Here is a 21108-nt window from a genome sequence, read left to right on the forward strand (position 1 = left end):
AATAAAGTATGGATATAAAATAAACGAATTGTAAAAATACCATAAAAATCAAACTAACTTCCAATTTACAATTCCTCTATATAATAAAAAGGATGCCTTTACAGGGCATCCTCTTGTTGTTCAGGAACAAATAGTTCAAGACAATGATATATATTTTCGAATTCCATCGGTGCATCTCCACCGTATTCACCGTCTAAGTTAATCATTAGTTTATCTGGTGAATGCACTTTAATTCGATTTGCTTGTGTGTATAGCACTTTTGGGTTATTAATATGTTCACCACGCTGCGCTTGTGTTGCTGCTTTAATTAAGTCAGCAATAGAACCTTTTTTCAGTACTAATAAATCAAATAATCCATCGTTAATCGATGCATATGGTGCTACCTTTTCAAAGCCGCCCACTGAACGAGTATTCGTAATTAAAAACATCGTAATTTCTTCTTGTAGTAATTTCCCATCATACTCAATTTCAACATATGTTGGATGTAATGACGGTAACATTTCGATTCCTTTTAAATAGTAAGCAAGTTGGCCTAATACCGTCTTTAGCTTGCTTGGCACTTCATATGTTAATTCTGTAATACGGCCGCCACCAGCGATATTAATGAAATATGTATCATTCGCTCTACCAAGATCTAACGGAACTGTTTTCCCTTCACAAATAATATCCGCAGCCTCTTCAATAGCACGAGGTACACCGATCGCACGCGCAAAATCATTTGTCGTTCCAACTGGAATAATTCCAAACTTTGGACGATGTTCATGTCCTACTAAGCCGTTCACCACTTCATTTAATGTACCATCACCACCAGCTGCGATAACAACATCAAACTTACGATCCGCAGCTTGCCTCGCTGCCACAGTCGCATCTCCAGGACCAGTTGTCGCATGACAAGACGCTTCATATCCAGCTTGTTCTAATTTTTGTAATACTTCCGGTAAGCTCTTCTTAAATAGCTCTCGCCCAGAAGTAGGATTATAAATAATTCTTGCTCGCTTCATCATTTATTAGCACAGGAAATTTCTTTATATATTGAAAAAGAACATACCGAACTTCTATTCAGTATTCCCATGCCTACCTCCTCTCATCTTCCTATCCTTCTTTTATCTCGCTCAAACAGGCAGTAAGAACCCGATTCGTGTAGTCCATCAAAAGTAAATATTCATTTCAATGGTTTTGTTTTATTTGACAAAAAATTTATGTCCATCTATTTCCTCACAACAATTTACATATAACGAATAATAATTATCTATTATTTCATGAGATGAAAAAAACCTCTATGTCTAGATTTATCATTATTCCCACCTTTTTGCAACTATCATACCATAGTTGCTATACAAACATTTTTACACTTTTGACAGTTAATCAAACGTTTGTTTAAACGATCTTCTCTCATTTAAACAAACGTTTGATTAACCTAGAAAAACACCCATGTACGGGTGTTTTTCTGCTTAATCTTTACAAGTTACTATTATTATCGCTTATTAATCTCTTCAAGTAAGATTTTGTTAACAAGCGGCGGATTTGCTTGTCCTTTTGTAGCTTTCATAATTTGACCAACTAAGAAGCCAATTGCACGGTCTTTACCGTTTTTAAAGTCTTCGATAGATTGCTCATTATTATCAAGAATTTCTGTTACAACTTTACGAAGTGTACCCTCGTCAGAAATTTGAACAAGACCTTTTGCTTTAACGATTTCCTCTGGGTCTCCACCTTTTTCAATTAACTCGTTAAATACTTTCTTCGCGATTTTAGAAGAAATTGTACCTTTTTCAATTAATTGAACCATTTTAGATAAACCAGCAGGCGTTAATGCAACGTCTTTTAATTCTTTTTGTTGTTTGTTTAAGTATGCAAGCACTTCACCCATTAACCAGTTTGATGTTAGTTTCGCATCTGCTCCATCTTCAATTGCTGCTTCAAAGAAATCAGACATCTCTTTCGTTAATGTTAATACGTGTGCATCATAAGCTGGTAAGCCAATTTCTGCAACGTAGCGAGCTTTACGTGCATCTGGAAGTTCTGGAATCGAAGCACGAATTTCTTCTTTCCACTCATCATCGATGTAAAGTTCAACTAAGTCTGGCTCTGGGAAGTAACGGTAATCGTCAGATCCCTCTTTCACACGCATTAAGATTGTTTTCTTCGTTGCTTCATCATAACGACGTGTTTCTTGTTGGATGATACCACCAGATAACAATTCTTTCTCTTGGCGCACTTGCTCGTGCTCAAGACCTTTTTGTACGTAAGTGAATGAGTTTAAGTTTTTCAGTTCCGCTTTTGTACCGAACTTCTCTTGTCCAACTGGACGAAGGGAAATGTTCGCATCACAACGCAAGGAACCTTCTTCCATCTTACAATCAGATACGCCAGTGTATTGAATGATTGATTTTAACTTCTCTAAGTATGCATATGCTTCTTCTGGCGTACGCATATCTGGCTCAGATACGATCTCGATTAAAGGCATACCTTGACGATTGTAATCTACTAATGAACCATCAGCTGTATGCGTTGATTTACCAGCATCTTCTTCTAAATGAAGACGTGTAATACCGATACGTTTCTTTTTACCGTCTACTTCAATTTCAATCCAACCATTTTCACCAATTGGCTTATCGAATTGAGAAATTTGGTAAGCTTTCGGATTATCTGGGTAGAAATAGTTTTTACGGTCGAACTTCGTTTCCGTTGCGATTTCACAGTTTAATGCCATTGCAGCTTTCATTGCAAAGTTAACTGCTTCTTTATTTAAAGTAGGAAGTACCCCTGGGTATCCTAAGTCAATTACACTTGTTTGTGTATTTGGCTCCGCTCCGAATTCTGTTGGACTCGCAGAGAAAATTTTCGAATTTGTTTTTAACTCAACGTGAACCTCTAAACCAATAATTGTTTCTAAATTCATCTATGCTCGCCTCCTTACAGACTTGCTTTTTTTGTATGATAGTCTGTTGCTTGCTCAAACGCATGTGCAACGCGGTAAATTGTCGCTTCATCGAAGTGTTTACCAATGATTTGTAGACCAAGTGGCATGTTGTTAGCACCGAATCCACATGGAACAGAAATCGCTGGAACACCCGCTAAGTTTACTGGGATTGTTAAAATGTCATTTGCATACATTGTCATTGGATCATCAACTTTTTCGCCCACTTTAAATGCCGGAGTTGGCGTTGTTGGTCCAATAATAACATCGTAGTTAGCAAATACATTTTCAAAGTCGTTTTTAATTAATGTACGTACTTGTTGTGCTTTCTTGTAGTATGCATCATAGTAACCAGAGCTAAGTGCAAATGTACCAAGCATAATACGACGTTTTACTTCATCACCAAAACCTTCGCTACGTGTGTTTTTGTAAAGGTCTAATAAATTATTTACATTATCAGAACGAACACCGTAACGTACGCCATCAAAGCGTGAAAGGTTAGCAGATGCTTCAGAAGAAGATAATAAGTAATACGTTGCTAGAGCGTATTTAGAGTGTGGAAGAGATACATCCTCCCAAGTTGCGCCCATACCTTCTAATACTTTTAAAGCAGCTAGTACTGACTCACGAGCTTCTTCGCCAACACCTTCTCCTAAATATTCTTTCGGTACAGCAATGCGTAAACCTTTAACGTCGCCTGTTAAACCAGCTAAGTAGTTTCCTACTTCAACGTTAGCAGAAGTTGCATCCATACGGTCAATACCTGAAATAGCTTGTAATAAGTATGCATTATCTTCTACTGTACGTGTAATCGGTCCGATTTGGTCAAGTGAAGATGCGAATGCTACTAATCCGTAACGAGATACGCGTCCGTAAGTTGGTTTTAAACCTACAACGCCGCAATATGCAGCTGGCTGACGGATAGAACCACCCGTATCAGAACCTAGAGAGAATAATACTTCTCCTGCTGCTACAGCTGCTGCAGAACCACCACTAGATCCGCCTGGAACGTAATCTAAGTTCCATGGATTTTTCGTAGCGTAGAAACCTGAGTTTTCATTTGAAGAACCCATTGCGAACTCGTCCATATTTAACTTACCGATTGTAACTGTGTCAGCAGCTTTTAGCTTTTGCACAACTGTTGCATCATAAATTGGATCAAAGTTTGCTAATATTTTGCTCGCACAAGTTGTACGAAGACCGTTAGTTACAATGTTATCTTTTACACCAATTGGCATACCGAATAATAAACCATTATCTTCAGCACCAATTTTCGCGTCTAATTCTTTCGCTTTCGCGCGTGCGTTTTCTTCATCTAATGTAAGAAAAGCTTTTACGTTATCTTCAACATCCGCAATACGTTTGTAAGATTCTTCTACTAAATCCGTAACGGAAATTTCTTTGTTGTTTAACTTCTTATGTAACTCTGATACGGAATGATCAAATAATGACATCGAAATTCCCCTCCTCTATTCTAATACTGCTGGAACACGGATTTGATTATCTTTGTGATCCGGTGCATTTTTTAATACTTCTTCGACTGGTAAACCTTTTTCTGGTACATCTTCACGCATAACATTTTTCATAGTTAATACATGAGTTGTTGGTTTTACATCAGTTGTATCTAATTCATTTAACTGTTCTGCAAATGTAACAATTGCATCTAGTTGTTTTTGAAATTTTTCAGCTTCTTGATCAGTAATTGCAAGACGTGCTAAATGTGCTACGTGCTTTACATTCTCAACGGAAATTCTTGACACGGCTAGGCCACCTCCATAATATATCGTTCAATCTACAATACTATTGATGATACCAAATTTTCAGTACTTCAAGCAAGTCAACACACGGCACTTACTGCATTTTTACATAAAAAAAGAAAGGCAAATGCCTTTCTTTACGATTTACTCTTTATCTAACGGTTTATTTTTCGGAAATCTCTCGTTATCTTCTTCATTATCACGAATTGTTTTTTGTAATACAAAACAAGACATCGTTAAAAATAATGTTCCAATTAAATAATATCCTTTTACACTAAGCGTTTCATCTAACGTATAAATTCCAATTAGCATACCTGAAAGTGCACAAACAAATGAAGTCCATGCTAAAAACGTGAACGCTTGCGTATTACGTCTTCTCATTGTTCTCCCCCTCGTTAGCTGTACATCCATTATAGATAAGTATATTTACTATGATGGATTTTTATGTAAATTCTAGTTTTATATTTATAAATCTATCATAAAAGAATACTATTTTAAAGTTAGTTTTCTGTCTAATCTGAAAAAACAGTTAAAACTATTGACATTTATTTCAATTCTGCATAAAATAAAAACAAATATTACGAACCTCGAAATATACGGGAGTGGAAATAATTGTTGCAATACGAACATTTTTTAGACTTACTGCTAGATAACGCCAAGAAACTTTTTTATCCTGAAGAATGGGTAAGCCTAGATTTAACACTTTCTAAAACAGAAGTATTTTGTTTACTTTGGATGGAGCGAAATACAGATATTACAATGACAAAAATCGCTGACCTTCTTGATATACCGATGAGTACAACGACAGGTGTTGTAAATCGCCTCGTAAAAAAGGGATATGTTGAAAGGTACCGTGATGAAAACGACCGACGCATTGTATTAATTCGTTTAACAGAAAACGGCGTAATGCTCGTTCAAGAAGTAAAACAAAATGCAGCCCATTACTTTAGCCTAGTGACAGAAGCATTATCAGAAGCAGAAAAAGCATTCTTACTACAAATCTTCCAAAAGATCATGAATCACATTGCTACGTCACAGCAAAAAACAGAAGAAAAGGTTTCTACACCTAAAATGAAAAACATTCCGATTGAATAAAACCCTAGTTGGGTTTTTATTCAACATTTTATTTCGGTACTCGTAATATTCGATACTCGAAACAAAGGGGATAGAATAATGAGAATTATTTTGTATACAGGTAAAGGCGGCGTAGGAAAAACTAGCATTTCAGCAGCAACAGCACTTCAAAGCGCAAAACAAGGATTAAAAACATTAGTAATGAGTACAGATCCTGCTCATAGTTTAGGAGATTCATTTGGTATAAAGCTATCTTCTGAGCCATTAGCAATTCGTGAAAATTTGTGGGCACAAGAAATTAATACGATTTATGAGATGGAAAAAGGCTGGGGGAAATTACAGAAATATATTACACTACTCTTCACTTCCAAAGCAGCTGATGATATTACAACAGAAGAATTAACAATGTTTCCTGGTATGGAAGATTTAATTAGCTTACTTCGCGTACTCGATTATTATAAACAAAACACATATGATGTTATCATCATTGATTGCGCTCCAACAGGAGAAACATTAGCAATGCTCAGCTTTCCAGATATGCTCGGCTGGTGGATGGAAAAACTCTTTCCTATTAAAAGAAAAGTTTTAAAAGTTGTTCGTCCTGTAGCTCAACCACTTCTTGGTGTCCCCCTTCCAACCGATGATATTATGGACGAATTAACGAATACACTTGAACAACTTGGAGAAATGAGAGATATTTTATCAAACCGAGACATAACAAGTATCCGCATCGTTGTAAATCCTGAAAAGATGGTCATTAAAGAAGCTCAGCGCAGCTTTACGTATTTAAACTTATACGATTATAACGTGGATGCCATTATGATTAATCGCGTCATCCCTAACACTGTCACCGATCCTTATTTTCAAGCATGGAAAGATACTCAAAAGAAATATAAAACATTGATTCAAGATAGTTTTCAGCCGCTTCCTATTTACGAAGCTCCTATGTTTGAACAAGAGGTTGTCGGTTTGTCTATGTTAGAGCGTGTAGGAGATGCTTTATTTAAATCAGATTCTTCTCCTACGGAAGTGAAATTTAACGGTCGCACTCAATATGTAAAAAAAGATGGCGATGAGTATATTTTCGTTCTCTCCATTCCCTTCTCAAACAAAAGTGAACTTTCATTAAATCAAAAAGGTGATGAACTTATCATTCGTTCAGGTTCTGTGAAACGGAACATCACATTACCAAAAACGTTAACACACCTTTCTATTCAAGGAGCAAAATTCGAAGATGATGTACTAAACATTCGATTTGGAGGTGTAGTGCATGCGTAAGGAACTACTAAGGAAGGTAATTCGTACAAAAATAAAAGTCGGTATGAATATATTAGAAGAGTTACCTGCCCCAATCCAGCAATCAGCTAAGCAAGCACTAAACATTTTGCAAGAGGAACTAGCTACTTATCCGAAAAAACAAGAGCATCATGAGGATAATTTAAAAAGTATCATAATTGAATAACTATCCCTGTATAGAGGGCCTTTTTTAGGCTTTCTATATTTTATTGGAGTGATGTAAGTTGATGAAAAAACATTCAACTATTATACCCTGGATCATTCCTTTATTATTTTTCGTTCATAACCTTGAAGAATCTTTTCAAATGCCACAATATCTTGCTAATCAATTTTCAATTCATTTTATAACAAGCCGACAATTTTTCATTGCGATTTTCGTATTAACAATCTTTGTCTTACTTATCGTCTTTCTATATCAACTAAACTTCTTGTCTTCTATATACTGGATTATTTTTATACAGGGGGCGATATTCTTCAACTCTGTTCAACATATTATTTTGTTTTTCATTTATCGTTCATATAATCCTGGCGTAATATCAGCCGTTTTCATTATGATTTTTTCTATTTTCTTTTTTTCATTCGAAAAACACCTCATTCATAAAAAACAATTCGTAATTACACTCATTTTCAGCTTATTTGCTTACCCTTTTATAATTTGGATTACCTTACTATTCGCTAGCTACTTTCATTCATAAAAAAAGACCAGGAAAACTCCTGGTCCATCACTCTACTTAACAAACATTGGATTCTACGTTATACAGAATTGGAAGGTACAGAATTAGGGTTTTGTTTGTTAAGTAGATTATATGTTGAACGAGCTAACAGCGGAGGGGTTCCTACTGTTAATCGTTAAACCCGATAATTATTTTACGATTTTTTCAAGCTCCTCAAGTGAAAGATCTACTGAAATGGAACCATCATTTGTTTCTTTCTTAATTGCATCTGTTACTTCTTTTGAATGATATAGTTCAATTACTTTTTTCAGTGTTGGATCATCTTTATCTTTTGTACGAGCTGCGAAAATATTAATATATGGCTTCGCATTTTCATTCTTTGGATCTTCTAAGAAAATTGGATCCTTCGCTGGATCTAATCCAGCTTGACCAGCAACACCGTTATTAATAACTGAAGCTGCAACATCTTTTAATACACGAGGTGTTTGCTGTGCGATAACCGGTGTAATTTTTAACTTCTTCGGATTTTCAGCAATGCCACTTGGATCTCCGAATAAGCCAAAGTCTTTCTTAAGCTTTAATAATCCAGCTGCATCAAGAAGTTTTAATGCACGAGCTTGGTTCGTTGGATCATTTGGAATCGCAATTTCTGAACCATCTGGAATTTCATTTGCCTTCTTATATTTTTCAGAGTATAAGCCCATTGGTGCAATTTGCGTTGTACCGACAGCTGTAATATCTAACTTATGCTCTTTTTTAAATTGCTCTAAGAAAGCAACGTGCTGGAATGAGTTTAGTTCAATATCTCCATCAGCTAACGCTTTATTTGGCGTTGTGTAATCAGAGAACTCAACCAGTTTAATTTTAATTCCCTCTTTTTCAGCTTTTTTCTTTAAAATTTCCCAAGCGTCTCCATCTGTTCCGGTTACGCCAACGCGAACTACTTTCTCTTTTGCTCCTGCCCCCGTGTCTCCACTTGAGCAGCCGCTTAACGCTGAAATTCCTACAATCGCTGATAATGCAAATGCTAAAATTTTCTTCATTTTCTTTTCCCCTCTTCCTTTTTATGATCTACGTAAAAAGACTTTCGCAAAGTAGTTTCCTAAATTTTGAGCTACCTGTACGAGAATAATAAGTAAAACGACCGTTACGAACATAACTGATGTATCAAAACGTTGATAACCATATGTCATCGCTAAGTCACCAAGACCGCCACCACCGACAAGCCCAGCAACTGCAGAAAATTCAATTAAACCAACTGTCATAAACGTAACACCTAAAATCAATGGCGCTAACGCTTCTGGTACAAGAATTTCAAAAACAATTCTAAATGGTGAAGCACCCATCGCTTGAGCTGCTTCAATGACTCCCTTTGGAACTGAAACAAGATTTGTTTCAACCATTCTAGCAATACCAATTGACGCAACTAACGTCATTGGAAAGATTGCTGCTGCTGTTCCAATCGTCGTTCCGATAACACTTCTTGTTAGTGGGCTTAAAGCTACTAAGAAGATGATGAATGGAACCGGACGAATTGTATTAATAATGATATTAAGAATAGAAAAGACCCATTTATTTTCTAAAAAGTTTCCTTTCCTCGTTACATATAACAGTAAACCTAGGGGTATACCAAGAATTGTAGCAAATATAAGGGTTACGATTACCATTAAGAGGGTATCCCCCGTCGCATCTACTATGCGAGGCCAAAATATACTCCAATCAACTCGCATGAGCTTCTACCTCCTTCAGCTGCACTTGCAGTCTTAGATGTTGTAATGCTTTTTGAATTTCCTTCTGTTCACCTTGCAATTCTACAAGAAGATTTCCAAATAGCACATTTTGGAGTTCAATAATATTTCCATACAGTACGTTTACATCGACGTTATAATTTTTCGCGATATATGATAGTACCGGCTGCCCTGTCTCTTCCCCAGTAAATGTTAAGCGATAAATCTGTCCACCATTTTGAATTTTCCCTAGAACACTTTCCGGTAAATGATCATTAATAATGGAGCGTACAAAGTTTTGAGTTGTCTTTGTTTTCGGTTGTGTGAAAACGTCAAATAGTTTTCCTTCTTCAATAACTTTTCCCTTCTCCATTACAGCTACACGGTGACAAATTTCTTTCACAACATGCATTTCATGTGTAATAAGAAGAATTGTTACATTGTATTCTCGATTTACTTTCTTTAATAAGTTCAAAATTTCTGTCGTTGTTTCTGGATCTAAAGCTGATGTTGCCTCATCACATATAAGAATGTCTGGCGATGTTGCAAGTGCTCTTGCAATGCCAACACGCTGCTTTTGTCCGCCTGATAGTTGCTCTGGATAATAGTTTGCTTTATCTTCTAATCCTACAAACTTTAGCAGTTCATTTACTCTTTCTTTTATCTCATTTTTTGGTACTTTCGCTAACCTTAATGGATAAGCAATATTCCCAAACACTGTTCTTGAATTAAATAAATTAAAACTTTGAAAAATCATCCCGATTCTTTGTCTTAGCTTCCGTAATTCTTTCGTCGATAGTGATGTAATATCTTTATCATCTATTGAAATCGTTCCCGCCGTTGGTCTCTCTAACATATTTACTAGGCGTAATAACGTACTCTTTCCAGCGCCACTAAAACCGATAATGCCAAAAATTTCGCCCTTCTCAACTGATAATGTTACATCCTCCACCGCATGAACAGATTGCCCACCTGATTCATATACTTTACTTACGTTGTTAAAAGAAATCATTTTTTCGCCTCCTATATGCTGTAAAAACTTGAAGTAGAGCTTTCGAGGTAAAATAAAAAGTGCTCTCCTTCTTATCAACCGTAAAGATAAGAAGGAGAGCACTTATATGTACTCGGTCACATCTTCTCATCTTCCAAGCCTTTTATAAGGCTTGCTGGAGTTAGCACGGTATTAAAAAACCCGTTGCTGAGGTATCGTAGGGCCAGTCCCTCCACCTCTCTGGATAAGAATGTATCGATTTAATTGTCGTTTAATTAATTCTCATTATAGAACTCAGAATAATAAGAGTCAATACATTTTTCAGAAAAATATTAATTATTTCTCTATTAAAATTTTCAAATAAAAAATCACAATATAATATTGCTTTTTAAAGTTATGTAAAATTCTTCTCCTTCATATTTTTTTAAAAGGAGAATCACCTCTATAAATTGAATACCATTATTTGAATATGAAACCGGAGGAAGATAAATATATGAAAACAGCTCTTTTACTCGTTGATATTCAAAATGATTATTTTCAACACGGAAAGATGGAATTGCGTAATCCAATAGAAGCAAGCAAATATGCTCGTCAGCTGCTACAACTCTTTAGAACGAAAAACGAACCTATTTTTCATATCCAACATGTAGCAATAAAAGATGACGCTACTTTTTTCCTGCCCAATACAGAGGGTGTACATATTCATGAAAGCGTACGTCCACTTAGAGAAGAAACCGTTATACTCAAACATTATCCAAATAGTTTTCGCGAAACTGATCTTCTAGAACAATTACAACGTTTAGACATTGAGCACGTCGTCATATGCGGGATGATGACTCATATGTGTATTGATGCTACCGTAAGGGCTGCTTTTGATTTCGGCTTTCCATGTACCGTTATACATGATGCTTGTGCTACAAAAGATCTTTCTTTTAAGAATGCTACTATACCAGCCGTTTATATTCATAACACAATTTTGGCTAGTTTAAATGGAGTATATGCAACTGTAATGAGTACAGAGGAGTTTGTAGCTACAAAAAAACACTCCCTTCAGTGAGCAAAACCGAAAAGAGTGTTTCTTGTCAAACCATAGATTTTCTTTCAAATTGTATTATACAGGAAATCCTTAAAATGAATACTAAAAAATATGACTAATAAGTCAACTTTTCTCGTTGTTTTGTTTCTATTTACATGTTTATCCCGATATTAATAGGATTTAGCTAGTTCTAATTACCGAATGGTAATATATGGTAATTGAAACTAGTTTCTCCTATCAAAAACGTAACATATTATTTATCTGTTTGTTTTTGCTTCTTTTTCAAATACTCCGCACGCAATTTTTCAATTTGCTGCTTTTTATCAAATTTGGCAGGCGTCTGTTTTTCATGAAACTTTGCCACAGATACCTGACTTTTGTAATCCAATTGATATTTTCCCACTTTGTTCACCTACTTTTCTTGTCTTTAAAGAGAATCTATTCAACAAATATAATATACCTTATTTACTGAAGTAAACCTTATTACTTTATTAGTTTTTCTACTTATATCTATCTTAATCCACATATAGAAATTTTTTCAAAAAAAAAAAAAAAAAGATCTTCGCAGACTGCGAAGATCTCTTCTACTATTTCTTATAAAGTTTCAGAAGTAGTTTTTGCTTGCATGTGAAGTGCTAAGTAGTCAGGGCCACCAGCTTTAGAGTCTGTACCAGACATGTTAAAGCCACCGAATGGTTGGTAACCTACGATTGCACCAGTACATCCACGGTTGAAGTATAAGTTACCCACATGGAATTCTTCACGTGCTTTTTCAATATGGTCACGGTTATTAGTAACAACAGCACCTGTTAAACCGTATTCTGTATTGTTTGCAATTGCAAGTGCATGATCAAAGTCTTTTGCTTTACAGAATGCTACTACTGGTCCGAAGATTTCTTCTTTCATTAAGCGAGCATCTTCTGCAACGTCAGCAACGATTGTTGGTTGGATGAACCAGCCTTTAGAATCGTCTCCTTCGCCACCTGTTAAGATTCTACCTTCTTCTTTACCAATTGCAACATAGCTCATCACTTTATCAAATGCAGCTTGGTCATTAACAGGACCCATGTTTGTACCTAAAACAGCTGGATTAGCAACTGTTAATTCTTTCGTTAATTCAACAGCACGATTTAATACGTAATCGTATACATCTTCATGGATTACTGCACGAGAACATGCAGAACATTTTTGTCCTGAGAATCCGAATGCTGATGCTACGATAGATTTAGCTGCTAATTCAAGATCTGCTTCTTTATCAACAACGATTGTATCTTTACCACCCATTTCAGCGATAACGCGTTTTAACCAAATTTGGCCTGGGTTTACTTTCGCTGCACGCTCATAAATACGGATACCTACATCACGAGATCCAGTGAAGCTCACGAAACGTGTACGAGGGTGATCTACTAAGTAGTCACCAACTTCAGAACCATTACCTGGAACGAAGTTTACTACGCCAGCTGGTAAGCCAGCTTCTTCTAATACTTCCATGAATTTCGCTGCTACTACAGGAGTTGTACTAGCTGGTTTTAGTAATACTGTGTTACCAGAAACTAAAGCAGCTGTTGTCATACCTGCCATAATTGCGAATGGGAAGTTCCAAGGAGAAATGATAACACCTACTCCTAATGGAATGTAAGAGAAACGATTATATTCAATTGGACGGCTTTCTACTGGAATTCCGTCTTTTAATTTTAACATTTGACGACCATAATATTCCATAAAGTCGATTGCTTCTGCTGTATCAGCATCTGCCTCATTCCATGGTTTACCTGCTTCTTTTACAAGAATAGCAGAGAATTCATGCTTTCTGCGACGAACGATTGCTGCAGCACGGAATAAAATGTCTGCACGCATTTCTGGCTTTGATTTTCTCCAAGTTTGGAATGTTTCATCCGCTACTTGCATTGCTTTTTCAGCTAACTCACGGCTTGCTTTTGAAACGCGACCAACAAGTTCCTCTTTATTTGCAGGGTTTACAGAAACAATTTTGTCTTCTGTAGTGATTTTTTCTCCCCCAATAATTAATGGATAGTCTTGTCCAAGATAAGATTCTACTTTCTTTAAACCTTCTTCAAACGCTAATTTGTTAGCCTCCACTGAAAAATCTGTAAATGGCTCATGTTTGTATGCTACTACCATTCTTTTTAGCCTCCCCTTAGAAAAACGTTTACATTTTACAACATTATTCTACACGATAATTTAGATTTATTCAAATATTCCTAGACTTATATTTTAAAAATTAATTAATTTTTAAAATATAATAAAAAAATAGAGTTATACATACGTATAACTCTACAAAATATGAGTATATTCCAAAATGTTTTTTCCAATCAATAAAATAGTTACTAACAAAAATAAAGTTCTTACATATCCAACACCTTTTTGGACTGCAAACTTCGATCCAAAATAAGCGCCAAAAATCATCGACAATCCCATAATAATACCGTATTCAAAATGAATTACGTCTAAAAATAAAAAAGTAATTAAAGATACGATATTACTAACAAAGTTCAAAAGTTTTCCAGATGCTGCCGCTTGAATAAAATCCAAACCAACTAATAAAAATGCAAAAATTAAAAAGGATCCTGTCCCTGGTCCGAAAAATCCATCGTAAAACCCTATCATTAAAATAACAAAGAAAAATATTAATGTTTTTCTTTTCGTCATCTTCTTATAGGTAGATACACTTCCCCAATCCTTTTTTGCAATAATATAAATGGCAATAAACACCAACATCACAAGCACTAACGGACGTAAAATATCCGGCGGAATAAACTTTACTACTAAAGCGCCTGCGACCGCTCCTATAACAGTTAACGGGATTAACTTTCCTACAATTTTAAAATCGACCTTTCCTGATCGAATAAAATAAACTGCACTCGTAAACGTCCCCATCGTTGCAGCTAATTTATTCGTTGCAATTGCCGAAGCTGGTGGCAAACCAACAAACATAAGTGCCGGAAGCGAGATTAATCCTCCACCGCCAACAACTGAATCAATAAAAGCTGCTAAAAAGCCGAATGCAATTAATAAAATAATGACTTGAAAACTTAATTCGTCCATGTGCTTTACCCCTTGCCCCATTATTTATAACATTTTAAATTATAACAAAATTACCCAAGAAAAAAAGCCGTTCCACAAAGGAACGGCCCTTCTATTTAATCTAAAATTTTCACAAATGGTTCATCTTGCTTCGCTTCACGTATAATAATCGCTTCTGGACGTTCTACAGATTTAATCGTTACTTGTACTTTCATATAATTCGGGAAGTATTCCATAACAAGCCCGGCTACATATTGTGTAAAACCAATTATTTCTGCTTTCCCATTAAACTGGACAGGAATATCAAGCTTTATTTCTCTTAATTCATCATCTCTATACATACCAGTACCGATAACAGCTGTATAGTCTCCTTGGAAATAATCTCCTAGTTTCGCTTTAAAGTTTGATACTCTCGCCAGATCTTCACGTTTATTATCTGTTTTCGCTTGTTCAGATGGGAACAAATAATATTTCTCATTAATTTGTTTCCAATCCTCAACCGTTTCACTGCCTTTTTCGACATTTGCATAAGAAACAAAGTTACCTGGCACGAGTGAAGCCTTTGGAGCCTGACGATAAATTGCAAATGTTATCGGAAGATTTTTTGTTTCAGGCTTTTTTTGATGCATAAATTTCAAGACTTCTTGCGCCATTTTTTTCCCTTCAGCTAACATTTTTTCTTGCTCAATTTTAGCCTCACGCGGATAACCATGCTCTTCCTCATAATAATGAACCGAGTTCATCGCTAAGCCAACTACAATGCCTTGGCGCTCACCTTTCTCATCTTTCTCGTCTTTTTTCACATAATAATCATGCTCTAAAATATTTGAAATATATATTGGATTTTTTTTATTTTTTTCCTCTAATGATTCAGACCCTCCACCTAACGCCGGATTCAAACCAATGTTTGGAAATTTAACTGCATCCTTTTTTAATTTGTCCTCTAGTTCCTTTTGCTCAACATCTGTACGCTTTCTTTTAACAAGCATTTGTATAGCTTGAGCATCTAGAACATCTCCACCTTTAAAGAAATGATCTTTCGTACTAAAGGATTCTTTCGCAATACGCATTAATCCCGTTTCAAATTCATCTATATCAAGACGATTATTTACTCCTTGCACAACTAAACCACGTGCTGCTCCTGCGTCAAATGGAATAGTCGTCTTATAATATTCATCCGAGATAGCGTACTTTGGAACGATTGCTTGTTCTTTTGCTTTCCCCGATTTCTCATCTTTATCGGCACCTGCACTACACCCACTTACGAGTAGGCCAAGGCTTAATACCGCTAATGCTATTTTTTTCATGGTAAGTTTGCACCTCTTACTTATTTAGCTCTTGTAAGAACCTCTCTTCATTCCAAACCTCAACATTATGCTTCTCTGCTTGTGCTAATTTCGAACCTGCCGCTTCACCTGCAACAACTAAATCCGTACTTTTACTAACACTTCCTGTGACTTTTCCACCTAATGCCTCAATCTTCTTCTTCGCTTCACTACGTCCCATAACTTCTAATTTACCTGTTAAAACGACAGTTTTTCCTGTGAAGTACGACTCAACATTTTGTAAATCAGCAATTTTTATACCTTTGTATGCCATATTCACGCCATACTCTTTAAATTGTTGTAATAACTCTAATACGTCTTCATTATCAAAATACGTCACGACGGATTGAGCCATTTTTTCACCAATCTCATTAATTGCTTTTAGTTCTTCTTCCGTTGCTTTCACAAGTGCATCCATCGTTTCGAAATGCTCTGCAAATGTACGTGCTGCTTTTGCTCCGACATGGCGAATACCAAGGCCAAATAATAATCGCTCTAATGAGTTGTCTTTAGAATTCTCAATTGCTTGCACTAAATTCGTTGCTGATTTTTCACCGAATCGTTCTAGCTGCAATAATTGCTCTTTCGTCAACGAATATAAATCAGCAAATGTACGAATATAATCCGCATCAAAGAGTTGTGTAATGACACGTTCTCCAAGTCCATCAATATTCATTGCATTTCTTGAAACGAAATGAATTAATCCTTCTCGAATTTGAGCTGGACAAGTTGGATTTATACAACGAAGTGCTACTTCTTCTTCTAAACGAACTAGTTCACTCTCACATGCTGGGCAATGCGTTGGCATATGATATTCTTCTTCCTCACCAGTACGCTTATCGAAAATAACGTTCACAACTTCAGGAATAATATCTCCAGCCTTCTTCACTACAACATAGTCACCAATTCGAATGTCCTTTTCACGAATTAAATCTTCGTTATGTAAAGAAGCACGACGAACGATAGTACCAGCCACTCGCACTGGCTCTAGCTCTGCAGTCGGTGTTACAACCCCTGTGCGACCAACACTTAATTCAATGCCTGTTAATCTTGTTACAACTTCTTCAGCCGGGAATTTATAAGCAATCGCCCATCTTGGACTCTTTGCTGTAGTTCCTAAACTTTCTTGAAGAGCAACATCATCTACTTTTATAACGATTCCATCAATCTCATAATCAAGATGCGGACGTTTTTCTTGCCATTCTTCTACATAAGCTATAACTTCTTCAATTGTCTCACATGTACGTCGATTTGGATTTGTTTTGAATCCAAGTTCACCTAAGAAATCAAGCGATTCACTATGTGATGGAATTGTTTTTTCTTCTACATTCGCAAGACCGTACACAAACATAGATAAGTTACGCTTCGCTGCAATTTTTGGATCAAGTTGGCGTATTGAACCTGCTGCCGCATTACGCGGATTCGCAAATACATCTTCACCATTTTGTTCTTTTTCTTCATTTAACTTAACGAATGAACGCTTCGGCATATAAGCTTCGCCTCGTGCTTCTAATGTTACTTCTTCATTTAGACGGAGCGGGATCGCTTTAATCGTTTTTAAATTTTGGGTAATATCTTCACCTGTTACACCATCACCACGTGTTGCCCCTTGAATGAAGCGTCCTTTTTCATAATGAAGTGAAACAGCAAGTCCGTCAATTTTTAATTCACATATATATCTTACATTCGCATCATCAATTCCTTGGCGTACTCGTCGATCAAAATCACGTAAATCTCCTTCGTTAAATGCATTTCCTAAACTTAACATCGGTGACTTATGTGTTACTTTTTCAAATATATCAAGAACAGTTCCCCCAACGCGAATGGAGGGAGAGTCTTCACTCATAAACTCTGGATTCTCTGCTTCTAATTTTATAAGCTCCTGCATATTACGGTCATACTCCGCATCAGAAACAGAAGGATTGTCTAATACGTGATACTGATAGTTAAATGTATTTAACAAATCACGCAGTTCTTCTATACGTTGTTTTGCTATCTCTTTTGACATATCCTCATTCCTTTCCTATTGTTTCGTCACAGGTGCAAATTTTGCTAACAAACGTTTAACACCAATTGGGCTTGGGAACGCAATATCTAATTCTTTTGCATCACCTTCACCTTTTACACTGACAACTGTACCGACTCCCCATTTTTGGTGGGAAGCTTTATCGCCTACTGCCCAGCCAATTTGCTCGCCGCCTGTTGTCTTAGCTGCAGGACGCGCGAAAGCTGAACGAGAGCGTGTTGTGGTTGTAGTTGTCATTCTACTTGTACTTGTCGTTCTGCCTTTTGCGCCAAACGAAGTTTCACGCTTTGGCGCTGTTTCATTTAACGATTCTACTAGCTCTGCCGGGATTTCTGTAATAAATCGAGAAGCAGCGTTCATACTTGTTCTACCAAATAAAGTACGCATTTGTGCATTGGATAAATATAACTCTTCTTCTGCACGCGTAATACCTACATAAGCAAGGCGACGTTCTTCTTGCATTTCATCTTCTTCCATTAGAGAACGAGTATGCGGGAATATTCCTTCCTCTAGCCCAACAATAAAGACAACTGGGAACTCTAGCCCTTTCGCTGAATGCATCGTCATTAAAATAACTTCCTCACCAGCAGTTGGATCTTCATCGACACGATCAATATCAGCAACAAGCGCTAAGTCTGTTAAGAATGCAACGAGGCTCTTATCTTCGCTTTGAGATTCAAATGTTTGCGTAACAGATAAAAACTCATCTAAGTTCTCTAGACGACCTTCCGCTTCTAAAGTACGCTCGTTTTTCAACATATCGCGATAGCCTGTTTTTTCAATAACTTCCTCTACCAACTCTGTAACAGATAAATACTCTTGCATATTTACCCAGTTGTGTAATAAACCTGCGAATTCTTTTACTGCCTTTGTAATTTTTGCACTTACTCCAACATGCTCAATCTCATCGAATACAGCCGTTAATGAAATTCCATTTTGTACACCGTAATTAATAATTTTATCGATAGAAGTCGCACCAATCCCGCGCTTTGGCATGTTTATAATACGCGCGAAACTAATCTCATCATCTGGATTCCCAATTAAACGTAAATACGCCAAAATGTCTTTAATCTCTTTACGATCGTAGAACTTCGTACCGCCGACAATTTTGTAAGGAATATTAGATTTCAGGAAAATCTCCTCGACCATACGAGACTGCGCATTTGTACGATATAACACTGCAAAATCAGTATATTTTCGTTTTCCCATTTGAATATCGTCACGAATTTTTTTCGCAACAAAGTATGCTTCGTCTTTTTCCGTCGCAGCACGGTAATATGAGATTTTGCTTCCAACTTGATTGTCTGTCCATAATTTTTTCGGTTTACGGTTTGAATTTTTTTCAATAACAGCATTCGCTGCATTTAAAATATTTTGTGACGAACGATAGTTTTGTTCTAACAGAATAACTTGCGCATTCTCATAGTCTTTTTCGAATGACAAAATGTTAGAAATGTCAGCCCCGCGCCAGCGGTAAATAGACTGATCTGAGTCACCTACAACACATAAATTTTTAAAACGTGCTGCTAAATGTTTTACAAGAAGGTACTGCGCTTTGTTCGTATCTTGATACTCATCCACGTGAATATATTGGAACTTACGCTGATAAAACTCTAGTACTTCTGGAACACGTTCAAATAGCTGAATCGTTGTCATAATTAAATCATCAAAGTCTAATGAGTTATTTTTCAGAAGACGTTTTTGATATTCTGTATATACATCGCTCGTTAATTTTTCATATGGATCAGCGATTGTAATTTTTTTCGCATATTTATCTGCAGATAACAATTCATTTTTCGCATTACTAATACCAGCTAAAATAGAGCGCGGCTCAAATTTCTTCGGATCAATATTGCGCTCTTTCATAATTTTTTTGACTACAGTTAACTGATCGCCTGAATCTAAGATTGTAAAGTTACGATTAATACCAATACGATCGATATCACGTCGTAAAATACGTACACACATAGAGTGGAACGTAGAAATCCAAATATTTTCTGCTTCTGGTCCGACAAGTGTATCAATACGCTCGCGCATTTCACGCGCCGCTTTATTTGTAAAGGTAATAGCTAGTACATTCCATGGCGCTACACCTTTTTCACCAAGTAAATACGCAATACGATGTGTTAACACACGTGTTTTACCACTACCTGCACCTGCCATTAATAGAAGTGGTCCGTTCGTTGTTTGTACTGCTTTTTGTTGCTGCGGATTTAAACCATTTAATAACTTATCTGTCTTACTCATATACGCCTGCACCTACTCTCCTTTTACTGCTTTAACTGTTTTTAGCGCGGATTTTATATCATCATAAATAATATTCCCAACCACTACTGTATCAGCGTATTGTGCCATTTCCTTCGCTTGTTCAGCATTAGAAATACCGCCGCCATAATATAACTTCGCTTGTTTTAATTCTGCTTTTACATTTTTAACAAGTTCAACGTCTCCATACGTACCGCTATATTCTAAATAAAATATCGGTAAACGTAATAGCTTGTCTGCTAAACGCGCGTATGCAATTACATCATCTTCTGTTACATCACATTTCGCATCTGTAAGCTGAGCTACTTTCGCTTCCGGATTTAAAACACAATACCCTTCCATGAAAATTTCGTCCCAGTCCATAATATCCCCAAATTCTTTCAAAGCCTCGTGATGAACACCTGTTACCCATTCTACCTTTCGGCTATTTAAAACGCTTGGGATATAATAAAAATCAAATCCTGGTGTAATTGCTTCCACATCAGAAACCTCTAACACACAAGGAACTGCATATCTACGAATGCTAACTAGCATGTGTAATACATTATCAATTGTAACTCCATCACTTCCGCCTACAATAACAGCATCTGTTCCAGACTCACAAATCATTTCTAAATGTTCGTCACTTAACTCCTTATTTGGATCAAGCTTAAATACATGTTTCCACCCGGAAATATCGTACATGAAAACACCCTTTCTTTTCTCTAGTTATATATATTTCTGTTCAAAATAACAGTTTATTTTCATCAGGATTTTTTTAACTTCATCTTAAATATTTGTTTAAAACGGAGAATTAAGTTTGGAATTCCCTCTTCCATAGTTTTTCAAACGAGAGGATTTAACTTTGAACTTCCTTTTGTGCATTCTTTCATTATAACAAAAAAAGCTACTTACACACACGCACATTCCAACATCTTTTTCAACGTCAAATGTTGGATTACATATCCCCAAAATCACACGGGATACTAATAA

At 36.3% G+C, this 21108-nt stretch carries 20 protein-coding genes and 1 riboswitch; of the genes, 5 read left to right on the forward strand and 15 right to left on the reverse strand.

The window, feature by feature from the left end; all coding sequences use genetic code 11:
• Positions 1-98 precede the first annotated feature (98 nt).
• The 5 genes from RBB48_RS20175 to RBB48_RS20195 form a co-directional block, all read right to left on the reverse strand.
• A complete protein-coding gene (locus RBB48_RS20175; RefSeq protein WP_000977669.1) occupies positions 99-1004 on the reverse strand; it encodes a diacylglycerol kinase in 906 nt (301 codons plus the stop codon).
• Between the two features lie 470 nt (positions 1005-1474).
• Positions 1475-2902, reverse strand: coding sequence for an Asp-tRNA(Asn)/Glu-tRNA(Gln) amidotransferase subunit GatB (gene gatB, locus RBB48_RS20180; protein WP_001047688.1), 1428 nt, complete (start codon positions 2900-2902; stop codon positions 1475-1477).
• A gap of 14 nt (positions 2903-2916) precedes the next feature.
• Positions 2917-4374: an Asp-tRNA(Asn)/Glu-tRNA(Gln) amidotransferase subunit GatA gene (gene gatA / locus RBB48_RS20185; protein WP_306008001.1), complete on the reverse strand. Its 1458-nt coding sequence runs from the start codon at positions 4372-4374 to the stop codon at positions 2917-2919.
• Positions 4375-4389: 15 nt separating this feature from the next.
• The gene (gene gatC, locus RBB48_RS20190; RefSeq protein WP_000086999.1) at positions 4390-4680 is read right to left on the reverse strand and encodes an Asp-tRNA(Asn)/Glu-tRNA(Gln) amidotransferase subunit GatC; all 291 of its coding nucleotides are present in this window, start codon (positions 4678-4680) and stop codon (positions 4390-4392) included.
• A gap of 141 nt (positions 4681-4821) precedes the next feature.
• Complete coding sequence (locus RBB48_RS20195) at positions 4822-5058, reverse strand: YiaA/YiaB family inner membrane protein (protein WP_001254393.1); 237 nt, start codon at positions 5056-5058, stop codon at positions 4822-4824.
• 231 nt (positions 5059-5289) lie between these two features.
• On the opposite strand from RBB48_RS20195, the gene RBB48_RS20200 reads away from it, so the two are divergent.
• From RBB48_RS20200 to RBB48_RS20215, 4 genes are all read left to right on the forward strand, one after another.
• A complete protein-coding gene (locus RBB48_RS20200; RefSeq protein ID WP_098133545.1) occupies positions 5290-5772 on the forward strand; it encodes a MarR family winged helix-turn-helix transcriptional regulator in 483 nt (160 codons plus the stop codon).
• A gap of 75 nt (positions 5773-5847) precedes the next feature.
• Entirely contained in the window at positions 5848-7029 is a 1182-nt protein-coding gene (locus RBB48_RS20205) for an ArsA family ATPase (RefSeq protein ID WP_088061535.1), read from the forward strand.
• Entirely contained in the window at positions 7022-7213 is a 192-nt protein-coding gene (locus tag RBB48_RS20210; RefSeq protein ID WP_098133544.1) for a DUF3926 domain-containing protein, read from the forward strand. The genes RBB48_RS20205 and RBB48_RS20210 overlap by 8 nt, the downstream gene beginning before the upstream one ends.
• A 61-nt stretch (positions 7214-7274) precedes the next feature.
• On the forward strand, positions 7275-7742 hold the full coding sequence (locus RBB48_RS20215; RefSeq protein ID WP_142310770.1) for an HXXEE domain-containing protein: 468 nt from the start codon (positions 7275-7277) through the stop codon (positions 7740-7742).
• Between the two features lie 167 nt (positions 7743-7909).
• On the opposite strand, the gene RBB48_RS20220 is transcribed toward RBB48_RS20215, so the two are convergent.
• Genes RBB48_RS20220 through RBB48_RS20230 form a run of 3 tightly spaced genes read right to left on the reverse strand, consistent with a single transcriptional unit; the run spans position 7910 to position 10460 of the window.
• Entirely contained in the window at positions 7910-8764 is an 855-nt protein-coding gene (locus RBB48_RS20220) for a MetQ/NlpA family ABC transporter substrate-binding protein (protein ID WP_000721587.1), read from the reverse strand.
• 21 nt (positions 8765-8785) lie between these two features.
• Entirely contained in the window at positions 8786-9451 is a 666-nt protein-coding gene (locus RBB48_RS20225) for a methionine ABC transporter permease (protein ID WP_001261880.1), read from the reverse strand.
• Positions 9441-10460, reverse strand: coding sequence for a methionine ABC transporter ATP-binding protein (locus RBB48_RS20230; RefSeq protein WP_046953719.1), 1020 nt, complete (start codon positions 10458-10460; stop codon positions 9441-9443). The genes RBB48_RS20225 and RBB48_RS20230 overlap by 11 nt, the downstream gene beginning before the upstream one ends.
• A gap of 123 nt (positions 10461-10583) precedes the next feature.
• A riboswitch (SAM riboswitch) is annotated at positions 10584-10690 on the reverse strand.
• 242 nt (positions 10691-10932) lie between these two features.
• On the opposite strand from RBB48_RS20230, the gene RBB48_RS20235 reads away from it, so the two are divergent.
• Complete coding sequence (locus RBB48_RS20235; RefSeq protein ID WP_088061531.1) at positions 10933-11496, forward strand: cysteine hydrolase family protein; 564 nt, start codon at positions 10933-10935, stop codon at positions 11494-11496.
• A gap of 232 nt (positions 11497-11728) precedes the next feature.
• On the opposite strand, the gene RBB48_RS20240 is transcribed toward RBB48_RS20235, so the two are convergent.
• From RBB48_RS20240 to pcrB, 7 genes are all read right to left on the reverse strand, one after another.
• Positions 11729-11878, reverse strand: a complete 150-nt coding sequence (locus RBB48_RS20240; protein WP_000521654.1) for a hypothetical protein — start codon at positions 11876-11878, stop codon at positions 11729-11731.
• A gap of 191 nt (positions 11879-12069) precedes the next feature.
• Positions 12070-13617 (reverse strand): L-glutamate gamma-semialdehyde dehydrogenase, encoded by a 1548-nt coding sequence (gene pruA, locus RBB48_RS20245; RefSeq protein WP_087982225.1) that lies wholly within the window; start codon positions 13615-13617, stop codon positions 12070-12072.
• A gap of 153 nt (positions 13618-13770) precedes the next feature.
• Positions 13771-14541: a TSUP family transporter gene (locus RBB48_RS20250; protein ID WP_048567196.1), complete on the reverse strand. Its 771-nt coding sequence runs from the start codon at positions 14539-14541 to the stop codon at positions 13771-13773.
• Between the two features lie 95 nt (positions 14542-14636).
• Positions 14637-15827 carry a CamS family sex pheromone protein gene (locus RBB48_RS20255; protein ID WP_097889266.1) on the reverse strand — a complete coding sequence of 397 codons (1191 nt, stop codon included), beginning with the start codon at positions 15825-15827 and terminating at the stop codon, positions 14637-14639.
• A gap of 16 nt (positions 15828-15843) precedes the next feature.
• Complete coding sequence (ligA, locus tag RBB48_RS20260; RefSeq protein WP_048560180.1) at positions 15844-17853, reverse strand: NAD-dependent DNA ligase LigA; 2010 nt, start codon at positions 17851-17853, stop codon at positions 15844-15846.
• A 15-nt stretch (positions 17854-17868) separates the two neighbouring features.
• Positions 17869-20118 carry a DNA helicase PcrA gene (gene pcrA, locus RBB48_RS20265; protein WP_306008002.1) on the reverse strand — a complete coding sequence of 750 codons (2250 nt, stop codon included), beginning with the start codon at positions 20116-20118 and terminating at the stop codon, positions 17869-17871.
• Between the two features lie 12 nt (positions 20119-20130).
• Entirely contained in the window at positions 20131-20820 is a 690-nt protein-coding gene (pcrB, locus tag RBB48_RS20270; protein WP_000272092.1) for a heptaprenylglyceryl phosphate synthase, read from the reverse strand.
• Positions 20821-21108 lie beyond the last annotated feature (288 nt).

The organism is Bacillus sp. MMSF_3353 (assembly GCF_030733445.1).
Taxonomy (GTDB): Bacteria; Bacillota; Bacilli; order Bacillales; family Bacillaceae_G; genus Bacillus_A; species Bacillus_A wiedmannii.

What these genes read in the sequence shown, in the direction of transcription:
- RBB48_RS20175 (WP_000977669.1), bottom strand. Translation starts at nt 1,004, where the DNA reads ATGATGAAGCGAGCAAGAATTATTTATAATCCTACTTCTGGGCGAGAG.
- gatB (WP_001047688.1), bottom strand. Translation starts at nt 2,902, where the DNA reads ATGAATTTAGAAACAATTATTGGTTTAGAGGTTCACGTTGAGTTAAAA.
- gatA (WP_306008001.1), bottom strand. Translation starts at nt 4,374, where the DNA reads ATGTCATTATTTGATCATTCCGTATCAGAGTTACATAAGAAGTTAAAC.
- RBB48_RS20195 (WP_001254393.1), bottom strand. Translation starts at nt 5,058, where the DNA reads ATGAGAAGACGTAATACGCAAGCGTTCACGTTTTTAGCATGGACTTCA.
- RBB48_RS20210 (WP_098133544.1), top strand. Translation starts at nt 7,022, where the DNA reads ATGCGTAAGGAACTACTAAGGAAGGTAATTCGTACAAAAATAAAAGTC.
- RBB48_RS20215 (WP_142310770.1), top strand. Translation starts at nt 7,275, where the DNA reads ATGAAAAAACATTCAACTATTATACCCTGGATCATTCCTTTATTATTT.
- RBB48_RS20220 (WP_000721587.1), bottom strand. Translation starts at nt 8,764, where the DNA reads ATGAAGAAAATTTTAGCATTTGCATTATCAGCGATTGTAGGAATTTCA.
- RBB48_RS20225 (WP_001261880.1), bottom strand. Translation starts at nt 9,451, where the DNA reads ATGCGAGTTGATTGGAGTATATTTTGGCCTCGCATAGTAGATGCGACG.
- RBB48_RS20230 (WP_046953719.1), bottom strand. Translation starts at nt 10,460, where the DNA reads ATGATTTCTTTTAACAACGTAAGTAAAGTATATGAATCAGGTGGGCAA.
- RBB48_RS20235 (WP_088061531.1), top strand. Translation starts at nt 10,933, where the DNA reads ATGAAAACAGCTCTTTTACTCGTTGATATTCAAAATGATTATTTTCAA.
- pruA (WP_087982225.1), bottom strand. Translation starts at nt 13,617, where the DNA reads ATGGTAGTAGCATACAAACATGAGCCATTTACAGATTTTTCAGTGGAG.
- RBB48_RS20250 (WP_048567196.1), bottom strand. Translation starts at nt 14,541, where the DNA reads ATGGACGAATTAAGTTTTCAAGTCATTATTTTATTAATTGCATTCGGC.
- RBB48_RS20255 (WP_097889266.1), bottom strand. Translation starts at nt 15,827, where the DNA reads ATGAAAAAAATAGCATTAGCGGTATTAAGCCTTGGCCTACTCGTAAGT.
- ligA (WP_048560180.1), bottom strand. Translation starts at nt 17,853, where the DNA reads ATGTCAAAAGAGATAGCAAAACAACGTATAGAAGAACTGCGTGATTTG.
- pcrA (WP_306008002.1), bottom strand. Translation starts at nt 20,118, where the DNA reads ATGAGTAAGACAGATAAGTTATTAAATGGTTTAAATCCGCAGCAACAA.
- pcrB (WP_000272092.1), bottom strand. Translation starts at nt 20,820, where the DNA reads ATGTACGATATTTCCGGGTGGAAACATGTATTTAAGCTTGATCCAAAT.